This is a genomic window from Paraburkholderia caledonica (assembly GCF_000383275.1).
GTDB lineage: Bacteria > Pseudomonadota > Gammaproteobacteria > Burkholderiales > Burkholderiaceae > Paraburkholderia > Paraburkholderia caledonica.
This window is the reverse complement of sequence record NZ_KB911034.1, coordinates 419,349-437,949: the sequence shown is the minus strand read 5'-3', so window position 1 is coordinate 437,949 and position 18,601 is coordinate 419,349. Positions and strand designations below refer to the sequence as shown.

General features: G+C 62.4%; 16 protein-coding genes. 8 read left to right on the top strand and 8 right to left on the bottom strand.

All coding sequences use genetic code 11. The features are described from left to right. The first annotated feature begins 114 nt into the window (after window positions 1–114). The 4 genes from H281_RS0102015 to H281_RS0102000 all read left to right on the top strand — a co-directional run bounded on the left by H281_RS0102015 (window position 115) and on the right by H281_RS0102000 (window position 4,111). Complete coding sequence (locus tag H281_RS0102015; RefSeq protein ID WP_020065423.1) at window positions 115–327, top strand: glycine zipper 2TM domain-containing protein; 213 nt, start codon at window positions 115–117, stop codon at window positions 325–327. A gap of 221 nt (window positions 328–548) precedes the next feature. Continuing rightward, window positions 549–1,070: a hypothetical protein gene (locus H281_RS0102010; protein WP_020065422.1), complete on the top strand. Its 522-nt coding sequence runs from the start codon at window positions 549–551 to the stop codon at window positions 1,068–1,070. Between the two features lie 265 nt (window positions 1,071–1,335). Next, window positions 1,336–2,934, top strand: coding sequence for an L-lactate permease (locus tag H281_RS0102005; RefSeq protein WP_020065421.1), 1,599 nt, complete (start codon window positions 1,336–1,338; stop codon window positions 2,932–2,934). A gap of 250 nt (window positions 2,935–3,184) precedes the next feature. After that, entirely contained in the window at window positions 3,185–4,111 is a 927-nt protein-coding gene (locus H281_RS0102000) for a DMT family transporter (protein ID WP_033379415.1), read from the top strand. Between the two features lie 162 nt (window positions 4,112–4,273). Here H281_RS0102000 and H281_RS36720 read toward each other — a convergent pair whose 3' ends face one another. Continuing rightward, the gene (locus H281_RS36720; RefSeq protein ID WP_020065419.1) at window positions 4,274–4,429 is read right to left on the bottom strand and encodes a hypothetical protein; all 156 of its coding nucleotides are present in this window, start codon (window positions 4,427–4,429) and stop codon (window positions 4,274–4,276) included. Between the two features lie 178 nt (window positions 4,430–4,607). After that, complete coding sequence (bamC, locus tag H281_RS0101990) at window positions 4,608–5,840, bottom strand: outer membrane protein assembly factor BamC (RefSeq protein ID WP_020065418.1); 1,233 nt, start codon at window positions 5,838–5,840, stop codon at window positions 4,608–4,610. Window positions 5,841–6,183: 343 nt separating this feature from the next. Between bamC and H281_RS0101985 the strand changes: the two genes are divergently transcribed. The 3 genes from H281_RS0101985 to H281_RS0101975 all read left to right on the top strand — a co-directional run bounded on the left by H281_RS0101985 (window position 6,184) and on the right by H281_RS0101975 (window position 10,201). Next, window positions 6,184–6,645, top strand: a complete 462-nt coding sequence (locus H281_RS0101985) for a DUF2844 domain-containing protein (protein ID WP_020065417.1) — start codon at window positions 6,184–6,186, stop codon at window positions 6,643–6,645. A gap of 282 nt (window positions 6,646–6,927) precedes the next feature. Beyond that, the gene (locus H281_RS0101980) at window positions 6,928–8,190 is read left to right on the top strand and encodes a DUF3443 domain-containing protein (RefSeq protein WP_027804219.1); all 1,263 of its coding nucleotides are present in this window, start codon (window positions 6,928–6,930) and stop codon (window positions 8,188–8,190) included. A 142-nt stretch (window positions 8,191–8,332) separates the two neighbouring features. Further along, complete coding sequence (locus H281_RS0101975) at window positions 8,333–10,201, top strand: glycosyl transferase family 1 (protein WP_020065415.1); 1,869 nt, start codon at window positions 8,333–8,335, stop codon at window positions 10,199–10,201. A gap of 61 nt (window positions 10,202–10,262) precedes the next feature. On the opposite strand, the gene H281_RS0101970 is transcribed toward H281_RS0101975, so the two are convergent. After that, window positions 10,263–10,769, bottom strand: a complete 507-nt coding sequence (locus H281_RS0101970; protein WP_020065414.1) for a hypothetical protein — start codon at window positions 10,767–10,769, stop codon at window positions 10,263–10,265. A 302-nt stretch (window positions 10,770–11,071) separates the two neighbouring features. On the opposite strand from H281_RS0101970, the gene leuA reads away from it, so the two are divergent. Then, window positions 11,072–12,790, top strand: a complete 1,719-nt coding sequence (gene leuA, locus H281_RS0101965) for a 2-isopropylmalate synthase (RefSeq protein WP_027804218.1) — start codon at window positions 11,072–11,074, stop codon at window positions 12,788–12,790. Window positions 12,791–12,915: 125 nt separating this feature from the next. Here the strand turns inward: leuA and H281_RS0101960 are convergent, their stop codons facing one another. The 5 genes from H281_RS0101960 to H281_RS0101940 form a co-directional block, all read right to left on the bottom strand. Next, window positions 12,916–13,683, bottom strand: a complete 768-nt coding sequence (locus H281_RS0101960) for an amino acid ABC transporter ATP-binding protein (RefSeq protein WP_020065412.1) — start codon at window positions 13,681–13,683, stop codon at window positions 12,916–12,918. Next, window positions 13,683–14,360, bottom strand: coding sequence for an amino acid ABC transporter permease (locus H281_RS0101955; RefSeq protein WP_020065411.1), 678 nt, complete (start codon window positions 14,358–14,360; stop codon window positions 13,683–13,685). Before H281_RS0101955 ends, H281_RS0101960 begins: the two co-directional genes overlap by 1 nt. A gap of 22 nt (window positions 14,361–14,382) precedes the next feature. Then, on the bottom strand, window positions 14,383–15,165 hold the full coding sequence (locus tag H281_RS0101950; RefSeq protein WP_020065410.1) for an amino acid ABC transporter substrate-binding protein: 783 nt from the start codon (window positions 15,163–15,165) through the stop codon (window positions 14,383–14,385). A gap of 350 nt (window positions 15,166–15,515) precedes the next feature. Beyond that, window positions 15,516–16,967 carry a dihydropyrimidinase gene (gene hydA, locus H281_RS0101945; protein WP_020065409.1) on the bottom strand — a complete coding sequence of 484 codons (1,452 nt, stop codon included), beginning with the start codon at window positions 16,965–16,967 and terminating at the stop codon, window positions 15,516–15,518. Between the two features lie 52 nt (window positions 16,968–17,019). Further along, on the bottom strand, window positions 17,020–18,531 hold the full coding sequence (locus tag H281_RS0101940; RefSeq protein WP_020065408.1) for an NCS1 family nucleobase:cation symporter-1: 1,512 nt from the start codon (window positions 18,529–18,531) through the stop codon (window positions 17,020–17,022). Window positions 18,532–18,601: the final 70 nt, after the last annotated feature.

Sequence of the window (18,601 nt, the reverse complement as noted above, 5' to 3'; positions counted from 1 at the left end):
AACCGTCAGTCTGCTGACAACCTCATACATCTGGAAACCGTCCACAGCGATAAGATCAATTCAGGAACGCAATACGACAGGCGGCTTCCAATCACAACAAAGGGAGTGAGCATCATGAAATCGATTCGTAAATTGGGTTCGCTCGCGATGATCGTCGCGGTTGTCGCGAGTCTTTCGGCCTGCGAGGGAATGAGTACGCGGCAACGGGATACCGCAATCGGCGCTGGTGTAGGCGGTGCCGCGGGTGCGGTCATTGGCGGCAGTGCGCTTTCCACGCTCGGCGGCGCGGCCGTGGGCGGCGTGATTGGTAATCAGGTCGGCAAGTAAGCTTCGTTACTCCTCAGCGGTGAAACGCGAGTCTGGGTGCAATGCCCTGCTCGCTTTCCGCTGACAAGACGTGCGCCGGGAAATGCCGTAAAACGAGGCGAAATACGCCGTTACGGTTTTGCAATCCTCTTTGCGCCGCGTGAGCGTAAGCTCGTGCAATGACGTACCGACGAAGGCGTCGGCTGCGTCGCTCGCAAGTAGTTTGCATACCGGAGCTCGTCATGAAGTCCCGCCTGATTGACTCTTCTCATCCCGTTCACATGCTGTCGCGGCTCCGCACGCGCCAACGTATTTCTACCAGCGGTTGCATCGGCCGCGTCCGGCTCGCGCTCTGCGGCGCCGCGGGCGCAGTGGTGCTGTCGGGCTGCTATTACCCATACGGTTACTATCCGGGCTACTACCCTGCGTATTACGCGACCGTCCCAGCCAGCGCGGCACAGCGAGAAGTGCCGGTGGGCACGGTGGGCGGCACGGGCACCGATCCGCAGGCCGGCCAGCAACCAATGCAAGGGCAACAGGGGCAACAGGTCGAGCAGCAGCCAGGCTCGTCGTACCCCCCTGCCACCTATGTGGTCGCGCAACCGCCGGTGTACGTTGCGCCCGCTTACCCCGCGTATTATCCGCCGCCGGTTTATCCGCCCTGGTACGGCTACGGCTATCCTGGCTGGTACGGTCCGTCTGTGTCGATCGGCTTCGGCTGGTGGTCGGGCGGACATGGCCATGGGCACGGCTACCATCATTGAACGACTTCAGGTTGAGCGAAGTGATTCTTGCCGGCGCGCGCCGCCGGCAAGAATCAGGGCGACAAGCTTCCGATTGCTCCCGTAGTTTCCCTTCTTGACGTGAGAGCCTCGGGCTCTATGCTTGGTTAAGCCGCACACAGTAACCGTTTAAAAGCGAGCCGACCGGTGGTTTTCTGCGCGGGCGGCGCTCATCCGTCCTGCAGGAGCGACGCGTCCCGTCATTCGCAGTCACGCGTCGATTTCGAACAACAACGAAGGAGACGTGATGTTTCATCAACTACTCACTCCAGTCGGCAATTCCCTGCTTCCGTCGTTCCTAGTCGCGGCATTGCCGATCATCGTCGTGCTGTTGCTGCTCGGCTGGGCGCGCCGGCCTGCATGGCAGGCGTCGCTCGCGGGGCTGATCGTCGGCCTCGTCGTCGCGATTGCCGTGTGGCAGTTTCCAGTGAGGCTCGCGCTGGACTCCGTCGCCGCTGGCGTCGTGTTCGCGTGCTGGCCGGTCATGTGGATCGTGTTCACCGCGATCCTGCTATACAACATCGCACAACGCTCCGGCCGCTTCGCGGCCTTTCGCATGTGGATGATCGACAACCTGCCGAACGACCGGCGCGTCGTGCTGGTCGTGGTGGGCTTTTCGTTCGGCGCGTTGCTGGAGGGAATTTCGGGCTTCGGCACGCCGGTCGCGATCACGAGTTCGCTGCTGATCCTGCTCGGTTTTCCGACGCTCGAAGCACTCACCTTCACGCTGATTTTCAACACGGCGCCCGTGGCATTCGGTGCGCTCGGCGTGCCGATCACGGTGCTCGGCGCAGTCACGCATTTGCCCGCCGATTCGCTTGCAAAAATGGTCGGCCGCCAGTTGCCGTTCTTCGCCTTGCTGTTGCCGTTCTACGTGATCGCCGTCTATGCCGGCTTTCGCAACATGGTGCGCGTCTGGCCGGTGCTGCTGGTTTCAGGCGCGAGCTTCGCGCTCACGCAGTTCGTCGCGTCGAACTACGTCAATTACAGCCTGACCGACGTGTTGTCGTCGATGGTGTCGCTCGTCGTCACGATCGCGTTTCTGCGCGTGTGGAAACCGGCCGTCGATCCCGCGTTCGCGGTCAATATCGACCGCGTCGGCGAAGTGCGCGGCAAGATCGGCGGCAGCCAAGGCTGGTATCCGTGGATCATCGTGTCCGTGGTCGTGATCGTCTGGACCGTGGCGAAAATCTTTTTGATCGGCGACGTCAAAGTGCCTTGGCCCGGCCTCGACAAAGCGGTGTTCATCACCTTGTACAACACACCGTACGGCGCGATCTGGGACTTCCAGCCGCTCGCCACCGGCACGGCGATTCTGGTCGCCGCGATCATCACGAGTCTGGTGGTCGGACTCAGCGCGCGTGATTTCGGCGCGGCGATCGTCGATACGTGGGTGCAGACGCGCATCGCGATTCTCACAGTCGCGACCATCGTCGGGCTCGCCTATCTGATGAACTACTCGGGGCTCACGTACACGCTCGGGCTCGGGGTCGCGTCGGTCGGACCGTTCTTCCCGCTGGTGTCGGCGTTCCTCGGCTGGGTCGCGGTATTCCTGTCCGGCAGCGATACGTCGGGCAATGCGCTGTTCGGCAACCTGCAAGTGGTTGCGGCCAATCAGTTGAACCTGAACCCCGTTCTGATGGCGGCGACGAACTCCTCGGGCGGCGTGATGGGCAAGATGATCTCGCCGCAAAATATCTCGACAGGCGTGGCAACGACGGACCTCAAAGGCAAGGAAGGCGTGGTATTCGCCAAGACGTTCAAGCATTCGATTCTGTTGACCGTGCTGCTCGGCATTCTGGTTTGGCTCCAGCAGAATGTCCTTCAGGGAATGATTCCGCACTGAACAAGCGTTGGCGTGGCGGGCGCGCTGGCTTGGCGCGCCCGCGCCTCTCCCTCGCGTCGTGAAATCGCAATTTTTCTCACATCAGCGTGAGAATTGCTCGCTTTGCGCGGCTTCCCGCCACGCTTACGATCACGTGTGTCAGACGCCCTCTCCCGAATCTTGCCATTTCATTCCACGCTGAAACGTTTCGTCTTCTCGCGCTGATACGATGCGCAGGCGTCTCGACTCAACCGCGCGCGACGCCATCACAATGAATGCCAAAAATATCGTCCAGTTGCTGATCCTCGCGGCCCTGTGGGGCGCGTCGTTCCTGTTTATTCGCGTCGGCGTAACCGACTTTGGCGTTGCGCCGCTGATGGCGCTGCGCGTCGGCATCGGCGCGGCCTTCCTGATCGCCGTGCTGCTCGCGCGCCGCCCGTTGCAACAATCGGCGACGATCCTGCGCACGCGCGCTTTTCCGCTGCTCGTGGTGGGTATTCTGAATTCGGCGGCGCCCTTTTGTCTCTTCGCCTATGCGGAGCTGACGCTGTCGGCGGGCGTGACGTCGGTGATCAACGCAACGACACCGCTGTGGGGCGGCCTCGTGGCTTTCCTCTGGCTGCGCGACAGGCTGAGCGCGCTGCGCACGCTCGGCCTCGTGATCGGTTTCCTCGGCGTGCTGATGCTGGTCTGGGATCAGATGGCCAGCCCGGGCAGCGCTTCGGCGACGCCGCTGACAACCGCGCTCGCCGCCGGCGCGGCGCTCGGCGCAACGCTGCTGTATGGCATCGCCGCGAATTACACGAAACGTTACCTGACCGGCGTCGACGCGCTCACAGTGGCCGCCGGCACGATGACGGGCGCCACCATCGTTCTGTTGCCGCTCGCGGTGATCTACTGGCCGAGTGCGCCGATCTCGCTGCACGCGTGGGGCGCAGTGCTCGCGCTTGGCGTAGCGTGCACCGGCATCGCCTATATGCTGTTCTTCCACCTGATCGCGGTGGCCGGACCGGCGCGGGCGATCACGGTCACCTTCGTGATCCCGATCTTCGGCATTCTGTGGGGCGCGCTGTTTCTCGGTGAAGGCGTTTCAGCCGGCATGCTCGAAGGCTGCGGCGTGATTCTGGTGGGTACGGCGCTGGCAACGGGCGTCATCAAGCGCTTGCCGTGGGTCGGAACCCGTCGCGCGGATACCTGAGGGTTGCGCAACGCGTCGATCAGAGGGGCATTCAGGCGAACGGCAACCCTTGCGGCGCGCCGCCGCGAGGCGTTCGCATCAGGTCAGCGGTAGCGTCTTACCTACCCGCTGCCCTGCGACACGACGCGCCCCCGCTTGACTCCAATCACCCACCGTTTGAATTCAGCGCATCGGCCACCTCGGGCGCAGCGTGCCCGCGTGACGCGTCCGCAGCGCTCGCGGCCGTCGCGACTCCTGCGGATTCAAGGCCGCACCGCACACGAGCGCGAGAACGAGCAAGCTCGCCGCCCACATCCAGTAAGGGATCACGTCGAACATGGCTGTCTCAAGTTGAGCGCCGGTCCACACCGGCCCTCTCATCCTGAGCAAGACGTGTGCACGCGGCGCCTCGCGTGACGGCAACGTGATCGCATCCGTCGCAAAATAAAAAACCCGCCCGGGAACGTTGTCCCGGACGGGTTTTCAGACAGCTTGCCGCCAGTTGCAGCGGCGCACGTCAGTGCAGTTGATCGGCCATCAGAGTCATGATCTGCGTGGCCTGCGGGCTTTCGTCGACACCACCTTTGTCGTCGACCACGGCGACGCGGGTCTGGTCAGGCGTCAGCGCGCGCACGTTCACGCGATACTGCTTGGCCACTTTTTCCTTTTTGCCGTGGAATACCTGGCTCCAGAAGCCCTGCTCGGCCGACGACATGTCCTTCGGATCGACGTAACGCACGAAGTACAGGCCGCGGCTCAGATCGCGGTCGTCGACGGTGAAATTGCTGCGGTCGAGCGCGAGGCCCACGCGCAGCCACGCACGGTCGTACGGCTCGCCGAGCGTCAGTTCGTTCGACGACAACTGCGCCGACGCGTTCCCCGCGTCCGGATCGCGCACCGGCTGCTGTGCCGACAGCGCGACATTTTGCGCCGCCGTGGCCGCAGCCGCCGATTTCGCGCCCGACGTAGCCGCGTTAGGCGCCGTCTGCGCACCGGCCGGCGACAGTTCTGCTGTCTGGCCGCCGCCCGACTTCGCGCGCGAATCGGCAAGCGCGAGCGCCGCCATCAAGCGTTTCAGGTATTCCTGCTCGAGGCCGGGGTCGTTCGCCTTCGGCTCCCACGTGCTCGAGTCGTTGTTCGTGCCGGTCAGCGCCTCGCGCATGCCCTTCTGGCTGATGAACACGTACGTGCCGCCGTTCGGCGCCGCTTCGAGGCGCGTGCGGTACTTGTTGCGCTCGGAAGTCACGTAGCTGTTGCCCAGCGCCTTGGACAGCGTGCTGCGGATCAAACCGTCGTTGATCTGCGCGTGCGTTTCGTTCCAGTCGGTTTCCATCACGCCCTTGTCGCGCTGGTCGACCACCAGCAGGAAACCCTGCTCCTGCCAGAACCGGCGGATTTGCGGCCACGCGTCGGCCGGCGCCTTGCCGTCGATCACGAGCCAGCTTTCCGTGCCGTCGCGCTGGATATGCATGTTGCTCACGGGCGGCACGACCGCCAGCGTGTTGGCCGCGGGCGCCTGGGCTTGAACCTGACGCAGCGTGGACAGCGAGGTTTCGCCGCCTTGCGGGGGCAGCGAACGCTGATCGGGCGTCTCGTCGATCATGTTCGGCGGGACGGCGAGTGACACCTGTTTCGATTTGGAGTCGCTCTTGTAGTCGACTTTGGTCGGCGACGACGTGCCGCAGCCGGCGACCAGCCCGCCCGCCATCAGCATTACTGCAAACCGCTTGGTAAGACGAAGATCAGTCATGTTCGGGGAATCCTTCCGCTACGCCACGGCAAGTTTCCGTGGATCAACCCGATATTTTACCGATCCCGGCGAGCCCTGTGCAAAAACCGGGGTTTGCCTCGCTCGACGGACTCACCGCAAGCGTCATATTTAACGTTCAGCAAGCATTCCGAATGGCCTGTCAGGTGCATGCGACACGTCTGTCAGAACATTGTTTTCAAAGACTCTTTGCAGGCTCGACCCCCTTCTCTTTTGCGATAACACAGGGCCGTGAAACGGGCGCCAGGCTTCGTCAGGAAGCGCGAGTGATATCTTCAAATCGACTTTGCGAGAAGACCGAACGCGCCACGCCACGGAGACTGTCATGCCCCAAGCCCATCTCTTTCCCGTCATTACCGCGTCAGCGATCGCCGTCGCGACGCTGTGCATCAGTGCCCATGCTTGCGCTCAACTGGGCGGTGTGATGCCGCTGCAGCCGACGGGCCACGCCGCGGCGCCGCAAAGCCTGTTGAACGGCGCGCTGCGCCTGCGTACATCGACCGACGCGGGCAACACCGCCATCAACGAATACGCGACGAGCACCGGCGAAATCGTTGCCTATACGTGGCAAGGCCCGACGATGCCCGATCTCGTCGCCCTGCTCGGCAACTACGCCGGCTCTTACCGGGCGGGCGCTGCGGCCGCAATCGACGGCAATCTGCACGCGTCGCGCGTCGCGCGGCCGGACGTGATCGTGGAATCGGGCGGACCCATGCGCGGCTATGCGGGCCGCGCATGGCTACCCGGCGCGTTGCCGCCGGGCGTCACTGCCGACGATCTACGCTGACGCTGGTCCAGGCGCTTCCGGATGGCTCCGGCGCTTGTATCGGTGCTGCTCCAGTTCGAAAGACCATCGGACAACCCGTTCGGCGCCGGCAGACCAACAGAGCCGGACAAGCAACGCGGCCAACGCATGGTCAGCCGCGCAAATCCTGTTGCTGCGCTCGTGCCGGACTTCAACCCGATCGCGGCAAGCCGCGCCCAGAAGCGCCTCAACAATTCGCCTGAGCGCGCCCGCACCACCAGGCGCCCGGAACAACCAAAACGACTGCCGACCTACGTTGACGCCATGAAGCTCAATCTCTCACTCCCTCTCCTGCTGCTCGTCTGCGCGGCTCTTACGGCATGTGGCGGCGGCAGCGGTGGCGGCCAGGCCGCGACCACCCCGGCGAGCAGTTCAGGGGCGGCGAGCGCGCCTGTCGCGTCGGCGCCGACTGCCGCATCGAGCCCAAGCGGCACTGCCGTCGCACAGTCGAACACGCCCAATGTGCAGCCGATTGTCGTGACGGCGGCGCCGCGTCTCACGCGCAACATGCTGACCACGAGCGTCACCATCTGCCAGCCGGGCACGGACAACTGCGCGACCATCGACAACATTCAGGTGGACACCGGCTCGCACGGTCTGCGCATTCTTGCTTCGGCCGTTCCGGCTGGCTTGCCGCTTGCCGCGAGCACGTCGGGCGCCGGGATATCGGGCGAATGCGCGGTGTTCGGCGGCGGCTACGCGTGGGGCGCGGTGCGCAGCGCGGACGTGCGCATGGCCGGACAACTGGCCGCGTCGATCGCGATTCAACTGATTGCCGACCCTGCGGTGCCGACGGTCCCTGCGGACTGCGCCGGCGCAGGTCCGTCGATGCTCACGCTCGACACGCTGCGTGCCAACGGCATTCTCGGCGTCGGCGCGTTCGCGGCCGACTGCGGCAGCGCCTGCGCGAACGCGGCGCTGCCACGCTGGTACTACGGCTGCGACGCGGGCGGCGCCTGCGTGCCGGCCGCGCAACCGCTCGCACAGCAGGTGGTCAATCCGGTCAGCCGCTTCGCCCTCGACAACAACGGCGTCGTGATCGATCTTCCCGCGGTTCCAGACAGCGGCGCGCCCACCGTTTCCGGGTCGATGATCTTCGGCATCGGCACTCAGGCAAACAACACGCTCGGCAACGCGCGGGTGTTGAAGGGCAATCCGCAGACCGGCTACGTGACGACCACGCAAGGCGCTCAAACGTACACGCAAAGTTATCTCGACACGGGCTCGAACGGCCTCTTCTATCGCGACACGCAACTGCCCCAATGCGGCTACTGGTATTGCCCGAGTTCGACGCAGTCGGCGACGGCAACGATCACCGGCACGGACGGCGCGGCGAACGCAGTCACGTTTTCGGTCGGCAACTCGCGGGTTCTGTTTGCATCGGCGAACAATGCCTTCAACAACATGGCGGGCATCGCGAGCAGCGGCTTCGGCTGGGGCCTGCCGTTCTTTTTCGGGCGCCGTGTGTACACCGCGATTGCGTCGCGCGCGACGTCCGCAGGGCCCGGCCCTTACTACGCCTTCTGAGTGGGATGCCTCATTTGCTGTGCTGAAAATTCGCAAATTCGTGGACGGCACAAATTCGGTATCGGCTGGCTGCGATAATCGTCGTTCGCGGCTAACGCCTCTGGAAAATGCTTAGTCATGCATAACTACCCACGCCCTCCCGATGGAAGAAGCCACCTTTTCGCTCGACGAATTCGAGCAGCTCGTCTACACGCGGCAGCATATCCGGGCGTCGATCCAGCTTCTCTCGGCATTCGCGCTGCTGCAGCACAAACGCGGTCTGCTGGACGAAAGCTTTCTTGCGTCGGGCATGAGCGGCCTTGCGCCTGCCGAGCAACGCACGCGCTTCTGTACGCGGCTCGCCAGCGCGGCCTCCACGCTCTTTGCCGATCCGGAGTTCCAGCTGCCCGGCGAATGTTTCAGGCTCTTTCTGACGCTGCATGAATGGGTGGGTTTGCTGTTCTCGGTTACGCCGTTTGGCAATGCGGACCATGTCGCTTGCCAACTGAATCCGCGCGGCGCGCACGACAGGCAGTTTCTTGCAGGTGACCGTTTCGTCGAGAAGCTTTGCGTGCTGTATTCAACCGGCTCTGAAATGGAGCTGGACTTCGTCGCGCTGTGGGCGTACGACAAGGTGCTTGCGGCCTCCCTCGCACTCGTCCTGATGGCGCCGGTTTTCAAGGGTTCGCCGAGCGCGCATCTCAAGCGCGAGGCACTGATCGAGTGGCTTCCCGGCAAACTGCAGCAGATCGGCGACCTCGACGATCTGCCCACCGCGTTGCTGCACAACGCCTACATGTTTTGCAGCTACGCAGAAACGCCGCGCCGTCATGAGATCAAGCGTGACATTAATGTGCTCGTGCGCCGCAAGCTCACGCAACTCGGTTTGACCGACCTGCCGGCGCCACCACGCAAGGCGAACGCGGCGAACCCCAAGACGTCGAAGAACGCGAAGCGCCGCAAAAAGCCGTTGATGATGGTCGTGCTCGAGTGGTTCGGCGGTGCGCATTCAATTTACCGCACGCACTCGCGCACTATCGAGGCAGCGCGCAAGCATTTCGAGGTGGTGGGTTTCGGCTTCGGCTATGCAATCGACGATATCGGGCGAGCGGTCTTCGACCGTTTTATCGAACTGGAGGACCCGGAGTACATCGGCGAATGTCTGCGGACCATTCGCGACTTTGCGGAGCGCGAAAAGCCCGACGTGCTGTATATGCCGAGCGTCGGCATGTTCGTGATGACGGTATTCATGTCGAATCTGCGGGTCGCGCCGTTGCAGATCGCGGGCCTCGGGCACCCGGCCACCACGCACTCGGACAAGATCGACTACGTGAGCGTCGAGGAAGACTATGTCGGCGATCCTGCATGCTTCAGCGAGCGCCTGATGAAGCTGCCGAAAGACGGCCAGCCGTACCGGCCTTCGGTTGCGTTGCCGGAGATCTCCGCGCGCATTCCGCCTGCGCGCGAACCGTTAGAAGTGGTCATTACCGCTAGCGCGATGAAGCTCAACCCCGGTTTTCTCGCAGCCTGCCGCGAGATCGGTGCGCGGGCCGCGACGCCTGTCGAATTCCACTTCATGAGCGGCGTGCCGGCCGGCCTCGCGCTCGACCAGATGCGCGAGGTCATCGGACGCGCGGTACCGGGCGCGGTTGTGCACGAGTTTTGTCAGTATGCGGGCTACCTGGAGCGCGTGAATCGCTCCGATCTCTTTCTGAGTCCGTTCCCGTTCGGCAATACGAATGGGATCGTCGACGCGCTCACGCTCGGTTTGCCGGGCGTGTGCAAGCGCGGGCCTGAGGTATTCGAACGGATAGACGGCGCGCTATTCGAGCGCGTGGGTATGCCGCCGTGGACAACGGCGGACAACGTCGAGGGTTATATCGCGGCAGCGGTGCGAATGATCCAAAGACACGACGAACGCACGGCATTGCGGCAGCGGCTGATCGACACGCGCGCGGTTGAGCGCTGCTTTGAAGGCCGGCCTGAGGCGTTTGCCGAAAGCGCGCTAGCGTTGATGCTGGAGAGCAGATAGGCAGCGCAATGTCAGGCGGTGGATTCACGTCACCTGGATAATGAACCGGCCGCCTGGGAGCTTACTCGTCTGCTTCGCTCGCGTCCGGGTCGGAGGGCGCTGCCAGCTTTGCGGGCGCTAACCAGCTAAACGTGTCCAGCGTGGGACCGTGGAACGTGCATTCAGCGGCTGCGGCCAGAATCAGCTTCTTCGGCTTGTTCGGCTTCCGTGCAAGCGCATCGGCCTCCGACGCAGTGACCGCCGAAGCCGCCTGCGACACAGACGAAGACGCCCCCACACCCGAGGCCGCCATTCTGCGTCCTGCCCGAGCGCCCGACGCTGCTCGCGCTGACGCGGCCGCTACTTCAGACGCCGTCATCACATGTTCAATGGACCCTTCCACCACGACGCGTGAGCCGTCGATTCCCGCGCCCGTATGGCCGATCTTCAGCGTATCGGTCGATTGTTCTGCCAGCTTGCTTCGCATTAACTGCTCGCACGCGTCCGAGTTCTTGTAGACAGCCGTGCAGGCCGCGAGGAGTGCTGCGGCGGTCGCAGCGCACGCGATAGTGACAATCCGAATCTTCATTGACGTTCCGTTTTTCAAGCCGTCGGGAATTGTAGCCTGGCGCCGCGCGCGAGCGCCCCGCTTGACGCCGTCCCAATAATATGTTCCTATTGCGCACTATGTACCGCGCCCAGACCACCCTATCGCTACTACTAGCCCGCTCTACCGGGCTAGGTCTGCTGCTGCGCGCTTCCATCTGAAACACCCGAAGCACCGCATAATCCCCCAGTAACTGACCCAGCCCCGGTTTCCGACCGGCGGCGCTGCTTTGCGTTCTTGTCGTCCGGTCGACTACCAGCCAGTCGAACCCACGGACGATGAAAATGTTGAAGAACCCAGCTACCAAGTACCGCTCCTTCAAGCCCATCAATTTGACGGACCGCCAGTGGCCGTCGCGCACGATCACGCGCGCGCCGATCTGGATGAGCACCGACCTGCGCGACGGCAACCAGGCTCTGTTCGAGCCGATGAACGCAGAGCGCAAGATGCGCATGTTCAAGACGCTGGTGCAGATCGGTTTCAAGGAGATCGAAGTCGCGTTTCCGTCGGCATCGCAGACCGATTTCAACTTCGTGCGAGAGCTGATCGAAGGCGGCCACATTCCCGACGACGTAACGATCGAAGTGTTGACGCAAGCCCGCGACGATCTGATCGAGCGCACGTTCGAATCGTTGCGTGGCGCGCCGCGTGCGATCGTCCATCTGTACAACGCAACCGCGCCGGAATTCCGCAAGATCGTGTTCGGGCTCGACCAGAACGGCGTCAAGGAACTCGCGCAAAAAGCCGCGCGCACGATGAAACGTCTCGCCGATGCCGCGCCGGAAACGCATTTCACGCTGCAGTACAGCCCTGAAGTGTTCAGCGGCACCGAACTCGAATTCGCCAAGGAAGTTTGCGACGCGGTGTTCGACATCTGGCAACCCACGCCCGAACACAAGGCCATCGTCAATCTGCCTGCAACGGTCGAAATGGCGACGCCGAACGTCTACGCCGACCAGATCGAATGGATGCACCGCAACCTCGCGCGCCGCGATTCGTTGATCGTGTCGGTGCATCCGCATAACGATCGGGGCACTGCGGTGGCCGCGGCGGAACTCGCGGTGATGGCGGGCGCTGATCGTATCGAAGGGTGCCTGTTCGGCAACGGCGAGCGCACCGGCAACGTGGACCTCGTCACGCTCGCACTGAATTTGTACACGCAGGGCGTCGATCCCGGACTCGACTTCTCGAACATCAACGAAATCGCGCGCACGGCCGAGGAATGCACGCAGTTGCCCGTTCATCCGCGTCATCCGTATGTGGGCGATCTGGTGTTCACAGCATTCTCCGGCTCGCATCAGGATGCGATCAAAAAAGGTTTCGCTGTGCAGAAACCCGACGCGATGTGGGAAGTGCCGTACATGCCGATCGATCCGAACGACCTGGGCCGCACCTACGATTCCGTGATCCGGGTGAACAGCCAGTCTGGCAAGGGCGGCATCGCGTACCTGCTCGAGCAGAGCTACGGCGTCGTGTTGCCGCGCCGCTTGCAGGTGGATTTCAGTTCGGCCGTGCAGCGTTTTACCGACGACAGCGGACAGGAAGTCACGCCGTCGCAGATCTGGGAACTGTTCCAGCAGGAGTACGTGCAGAATATTGCGCCGGTGCACTACATCGGCCACAGCCTGTCCGAGCAGGACGGACGCGAGCGCATCAAGCTGACTGTCGATATCAATGGCACCCGGCGCGTGTTGAACGGCGAAGGCAACGGTCCGCTTGACGCACTGATGCACGCGATGGGTGTGCCCGTGCGCATCCAGCACTATGAGGAGCGCGCGTTGACGCAAGGCGCCGACGCCCGCGCGGTCGCCGTCGCCGAAATGGCCGGTGCGGACGTAACCGGCAGCGCGTTCGGCGTGGGCATCGACGCCAATCTGGTGACCGCGTCGATTCGAGCGGTGATCAGCGGCGTGAACCGCGCGTATGCTCGCGTCAGTGAAGAGGCGAAGGCACGGTTCTTCGAAACTGCGCTGGACAACGAAGCCGAGCGCGCCGAAGCGTAAGACACCAATAAAGTGCCTTTAATGGCCTGATATGCAAAAGGGGCGCAGTTCTGAACTGGCGCCCCTTTCTTCTTTGTTGCATACCTCTGCGGCTTTCTTATCAAAGATACTCGCTCACGCCCGCTTCACTCGGTCCATGCATCGGGCAAGCTGTGCGTCAGCGTCGAGACGAAGCGCGCGGTTTCCTCCTGCTTCGGCCGCATGAACACATCGCGTGACGGCCCCGACTCCACCACTACGCCGTTGTTAAGGAACACCACGTCGCGTGCAATGGTAGCGGCGAGCCGCAAATCATGCGTCGCCATCAGCATGGTCATGCCTTCATTCGCGAGCTGCTTGAGTACTTCGACCACTTCCGCAGCGAGTCCGGGGTCGAGCGCGGACGTGGGCTCGTCGCATAACAATACTTCGGGCGACGGCGCCAATGCTCGCGCGATCGCAACGCGCTGCTGCTGCCCGCCCGACAGGGTGACAGGCCATGCATCGCCCTTGTGCGCGATGCCGACTTTCTCCAGCAATTCGTCAGCGCGGGCCCGCGCCTTTTCCTTGTCCCATTTCAGCACGGTGATGAGGCCTTCCATCACGTTCTGACGCACCGTGAGATGCGGAAACAACTGGAAGTTCTGAAACACCATGCCGGTACGGCGGCGAATAGTCAGGACCGTTTCGCGCGACGGCCGCTCGTCGCGGCTGAACGTGAGTTTCTGATCGCCGATTTCGAGCGAGCCGGCCTCGGGAATTTCCAGCAGATTCACGCAACGCAACAACGTACTTTTGCCGCTACCCGACGGCCCGATCAACGCAGTCACGTTGCCCTGCGCGAGGTGCAGGTCGACCGAGTTGAGCACACGGAGCCCGGAAAAATACTTGTCGATTTTTTCCAGTCGGATCATTAGTTGCCCGCCTGAAAGAGTGCATGACGGCCGAACTTTCGTTCAAGCCTCACTTGAGCCGACGACAGCACCGAACTGAACAGGAGATACACCAGCGCAGCCTCGGTATAAAGAATCAACGGTTCGTAGGTGACCGAAGCAATTCTCTGCGCTGCCTGAAACACTTCGGGCACAGTCAGCACAGCAGCCAACGACGTGTCCTTCACGAGCGCGATAAACGAGTTGGACAACGGCGGCAGCGCGACGCGTGCGGCCTGCGGCAAGATCGCACGACGCAGCGCCTGTTCGCGCGTCATTCCCATTGAATACGCGGCTTCCCACTGTCCTTTCGGGATCGACTCGATTACACCGCGAATCACTTCCGAGTTGTAGGCGCCCACGTTCAGCGAGAAGCCGATAATCGCCGCCGTCAACGGATCGAGCACGATGCCTACGTTCGGCAAGCCGTAGAAGATCACGAATAGTTGCACGAGCAACGGTGAGCCGCGAAACAGCCACACGTAAAAGCGCACTACCGCCACTGCCCACTTCGGCCCAAAGAGCCGCACCAGCGCGACAATAAACGCGAGCGCGAGTCCGATTGCAAACGAAGCCAATGTGAGCGGCACCGTGAACACGAGCCCCGCATATAGCAGGGGCCACAGCGAGTGCGCCATCAGATGCAACCATGCCGGCATGATTCAGACTCGCGAAAGGCGTTTATTTGGAGACGTCTTTGCCGAAGTACTTCTGCGAGATCTTCGCGTAGGTGCCGTCTTTCTTCATATCGGCGAGCGCCTTGTTGATCGCCGCGACGAGTTCCGGGCTGCCCTTGCGAATCAGCACGGCGGACTTGTCGCTGCTTTCCGGCGATGTGTCCAGCGCGGCGATCTTCACCTTCGCATCCGGCTTGTGCTTCTTGAAGTCGAGGAACGACAGCGAATCGTTCACGGTTGCATCGACACGGCCCGCGGTCAGCAGATCGATCGATTCATTGAAGCCCTGCACGGGAATCACTTCCGCGCCGTGCGCGGCGGCGATCTTGCCGAAGTTGCTGGTGAGCGTGTTGGCGGACTTTTTGCCCTTCAGATCGTCGAAAGTCTTGATCGCGTTGTTGTCCGAGCGCACGATCAGTGCAGCATGCGACGTGATGTACGGGTCGGAGAAATCATATTTGAGCTTGCGCGCGTCGGTCACCGCAACTTCGTTGATCACCGCGTCGTAGCGGTTCACGTCGAGACCGGCAATCAGCCCGTCCCATTTGCCTTCGATGAATTGCGGCTTGACGCCCAGACGCTGCGCGATCTGCGTGCCGACTTCCACGTCGAAGCCGGTTAGCTTGCCCGACTCGTCGTGATAGGTGAACGGTGCATAAGTGCCTTCCGTACCAATCCTGAACACGCCCGAGGACTTGATCTGCGCGAGTTCATCGGCGGCGAACACTGGGCTCACGGTTACCGCATGAAACAGCGCGATCAGCACAATGGAACGAATCGACTTCATGAATGGCTCCCTAAGGTGGTCAGGACGCATGCCTGGACGCGTGTTGGCAGTCCCACCGGCGCTCGTGCCCGGCGGAGTGGGCGGACTGTAGCAAACGGCCTGCGTTTTTACAAAGGATCAGCTTTCCAATCCATATGCGCATTCATGCTAAGCCGCAGCCATCGCCTCCACTATCACATGAATTCCAACTCTACAGCAGATGTGACGACGCGGCATGCATCGCAACATGGAACATGGGCGGGACGCCATCGGGGAAAACGCGAGACAGCGGTGCCGCGGCGAATGCGCGGCGCCGAAAGGAAAGTCGGCGCGAGCTTGCCCGCCCGCGCCGCAGTCTGGAAGCTCGAGCGCTACCGCTCGATGGGATGCGGCTCTTTCAGCTTGTTCGACACGCGGATCGCGTCGAAGTAAGCAGCATTTGGCGGGCGCTTCTGATACTGCCCGGCGCCTCTCACGGCTCGCAGATCGCCGTTGGTCCAGGCAAGCGCGCCGCGCGTGAGCGTATGCATGGCCACGCCTTGCACCGTCATGCCTTCGAACACGTTGAAGTCGACTTTCTGATGATGCGTCTTCACGGAAATCGTCTTGCTTGCGTTGGGGTCCCATACGACGATATCCGCATCGGCGCCGACACGCACCGCGCCTTTACGCGGGTACAGGTTGAAGATCTGTGCGGCGTTCGTCGACGTAATGCGCACGAACTCGTTCGGCGTGAGACGCCCGGAGTTCACACCGTGATGCCACAGCACCGCCATGCGATCTTCAACTCCGCCGCAGCCGTTCGGAATCTTCGTGAAGTCTTCGCGGCCCATGGCCTTTTGCGACGCACAGAATACGCAGTGATCGGTCGCGGTGGTATGCAATTGGCCAGCCTGCAAACCTCGCCACAATGCCTCGCGATGTTCGGCCGAGCGAAACGGCGGGCTCATCACATGCGCTGCGGCGCGCGTCCAGTCGGGATCGCGATATACGGCTTCGTCGATCACGAGATGCCCCGGCAACACTTCGCCGAATACGCGCAGCCCTTCGCTGCGCGCCCGCGAGATCGCATCGACAGCGTCTTTCGCGGACACGTGCACGATATACACCGGCACTCCCAGCACCTGCGCGATACGAATCGCGCGATTGGCCGCCTCGCCTTCGACTTCGGGCGGCCGTGACAGCGGATGCGCCTCGGGCCCCGTGAAGCCTTTTGCAAGCAGCTGGCGCTGCAACTGAAACACCAGTTCACCGTTTTCCGCATGCACAGTGGGCAGCGCGCCGAGTTCGAGCGATCTTGAGAAACTGTTCACCAGCACTTCGTCGTCGGCCATGATGGCGTTCTTGTAGGCCATGAAGTGCTTGAAGCTCGACACGCCATGTTCATGCACGAGCGAGCCCATGTCGCGATACACCGAGTCGTCCCACCATGTCACGGCGACATGAAACCCATAATCCGCCGACGCCTTCTCCGCCCAGCCGCGCCACTGCTTGAACGCTTCCATCAGGCTTTGCTTCGGACCAGGAATCACGAAGTCGATGATGCTCGTGGTGCCGCCCGACAATCCCGCTGCAGTGCCCGTATAGAAGTCGTCGCTCGCGGTGGTGCCCATGAAGGGCAGCTCCATATGCGTGTGCGGATCGATGCCGCCGGGCATCACATACTGCCCGCCCGCATCGACGATCGCCGCGCCCGCCGGCGCTTCCAGGTCCGCTCCGATCTGTAGAATGGTGCCGCCGTCTTGCGGGTCGGCACACAACACGTCCGCTCGATACGTGTTCTCCGCGTCGATAATGGTGCCGCCGCGAATCAGGGTCGTCATGTTGCCGCCTCCTTATGAATTTGCTTGTGTCGCTGCTGCAGACACGCGTTTCTCATGCACTCGCGACGCGCGCGCTGGGTCCTTTGCTGAGTTTCATCCAGGCGCTGTACACGATCGACGCCAACGCGAGCCCGACAAACCATGCATACGTGTAGACCGTATTGAAGATCGACGGCACGTTCGCGAACGAAGCAGGAAACGCCGTGTGCAAAAAGCCCGGCAGATTCGGCAGCACACCGATCACCAGCGCGACCACAGCGCCGATATTCCAGCCGCCGGTATAGCTATATTCGCCGCGCTCGTCGAATAGTTCGCGGGTATCGAGCCGCGTGCCGCGAATCAGGAAGTAGTCGACCATTAGAATGCCCGCCACCGGACCGAGCAGCGCCGAGTAACCGACGAGCCACGTGAAGATATAGCCTTGGGTAGTCGCGAGAATCTTCCACGGCATCATGACGATTGCGATGGTCGCGGTAATCATGCCGCCGACGCGATACGAAATGCCCTTCGGCCACAGGCTCGAAAAATCATAAGCGGGTCCGACGAGATTCGCGGCAAGATTGCAGCACATCGTGTCGAGCGTGAGGATGATGAGAGCGAGGCCGACGCCAATGCCCGTCATCCGGCTCGTCAGGTCGATCGGGTCCCAGATCGCCTTGCCGTAGATCACCACGGTGGCGGACGTCACCACCACCGAAATTACCGAGAGCAAAGCCATCGGCACCGGCAAACCGATCGACTGCCCGACAATCTGGTCGCGCTGCGTTTTTGCAAAGCGCGTGAAGTCGGGAATGTTCAACGCGAGCGTGGCCCAGAAGCCGACCATGGCGGTAAGGCCCGGCCAGAAAGTCGCCCAGAACATGCCCTCCTTCTTGCCGCCCGGCACGAACTGCGAAGGCGCCGCGAGCATCGAGCCGAGTCCGCCCGCTTTCGACGTCGCCCACCAGACAAGCGCAATACACATGACGATCTTGATTGGCGCCGACCAGCTTTCGAGCCAGCGGATCGAGTCCGTACCATGCACGATGAAGTAGATCTGCAAGGCCCAGAACACCAGGAAACACGCGAGCTGTGCAATGGAAATGTCGATGAACGGCAACGCTGCGCCGTGCAGCGCGTTGCCGGTGAGAATGTTCAACAGCGTATAGATCGCGCTGCCGCCGAGCCACGTTTGAATGCCGTACCAGCCGCAGGCCACAATGGCGCGCAGCATTGCCGGCAATTTCGCGCCCTGCGTGCCGAACGACGAGCGCACCAGCACCGCATACGGAATGCCGTGCTTGGCGCCCGCGTGGCCGATCAGCAGCATCGGCACGAGCACGATCAGGTTGCCTAGCAGCACGGTCAACACCGCTTGCCACGGCGACATACCCTCTTCAGTCAATCCGGCCGCGAGCATGTACGACGCAATGTTCATCACCATGCCCACCCACAGCGCTGCAAAGTGATACCAGCGCCAGGTGCGCTGCGCGGGGCCGGTGGGTGCAAGGTCGTCGTTGTAAAGACTGCTGCCTTGCGCGCCGGCCGCGAATTGCGGATCGACGGGTTGCGCGGTCTGCTTCATCGAAAGATCTCCACTAGATCGTTGAAGCCCGCGCGGCTTCTGTCGGCGCGTCGGGCGTTAGAGAAAACAC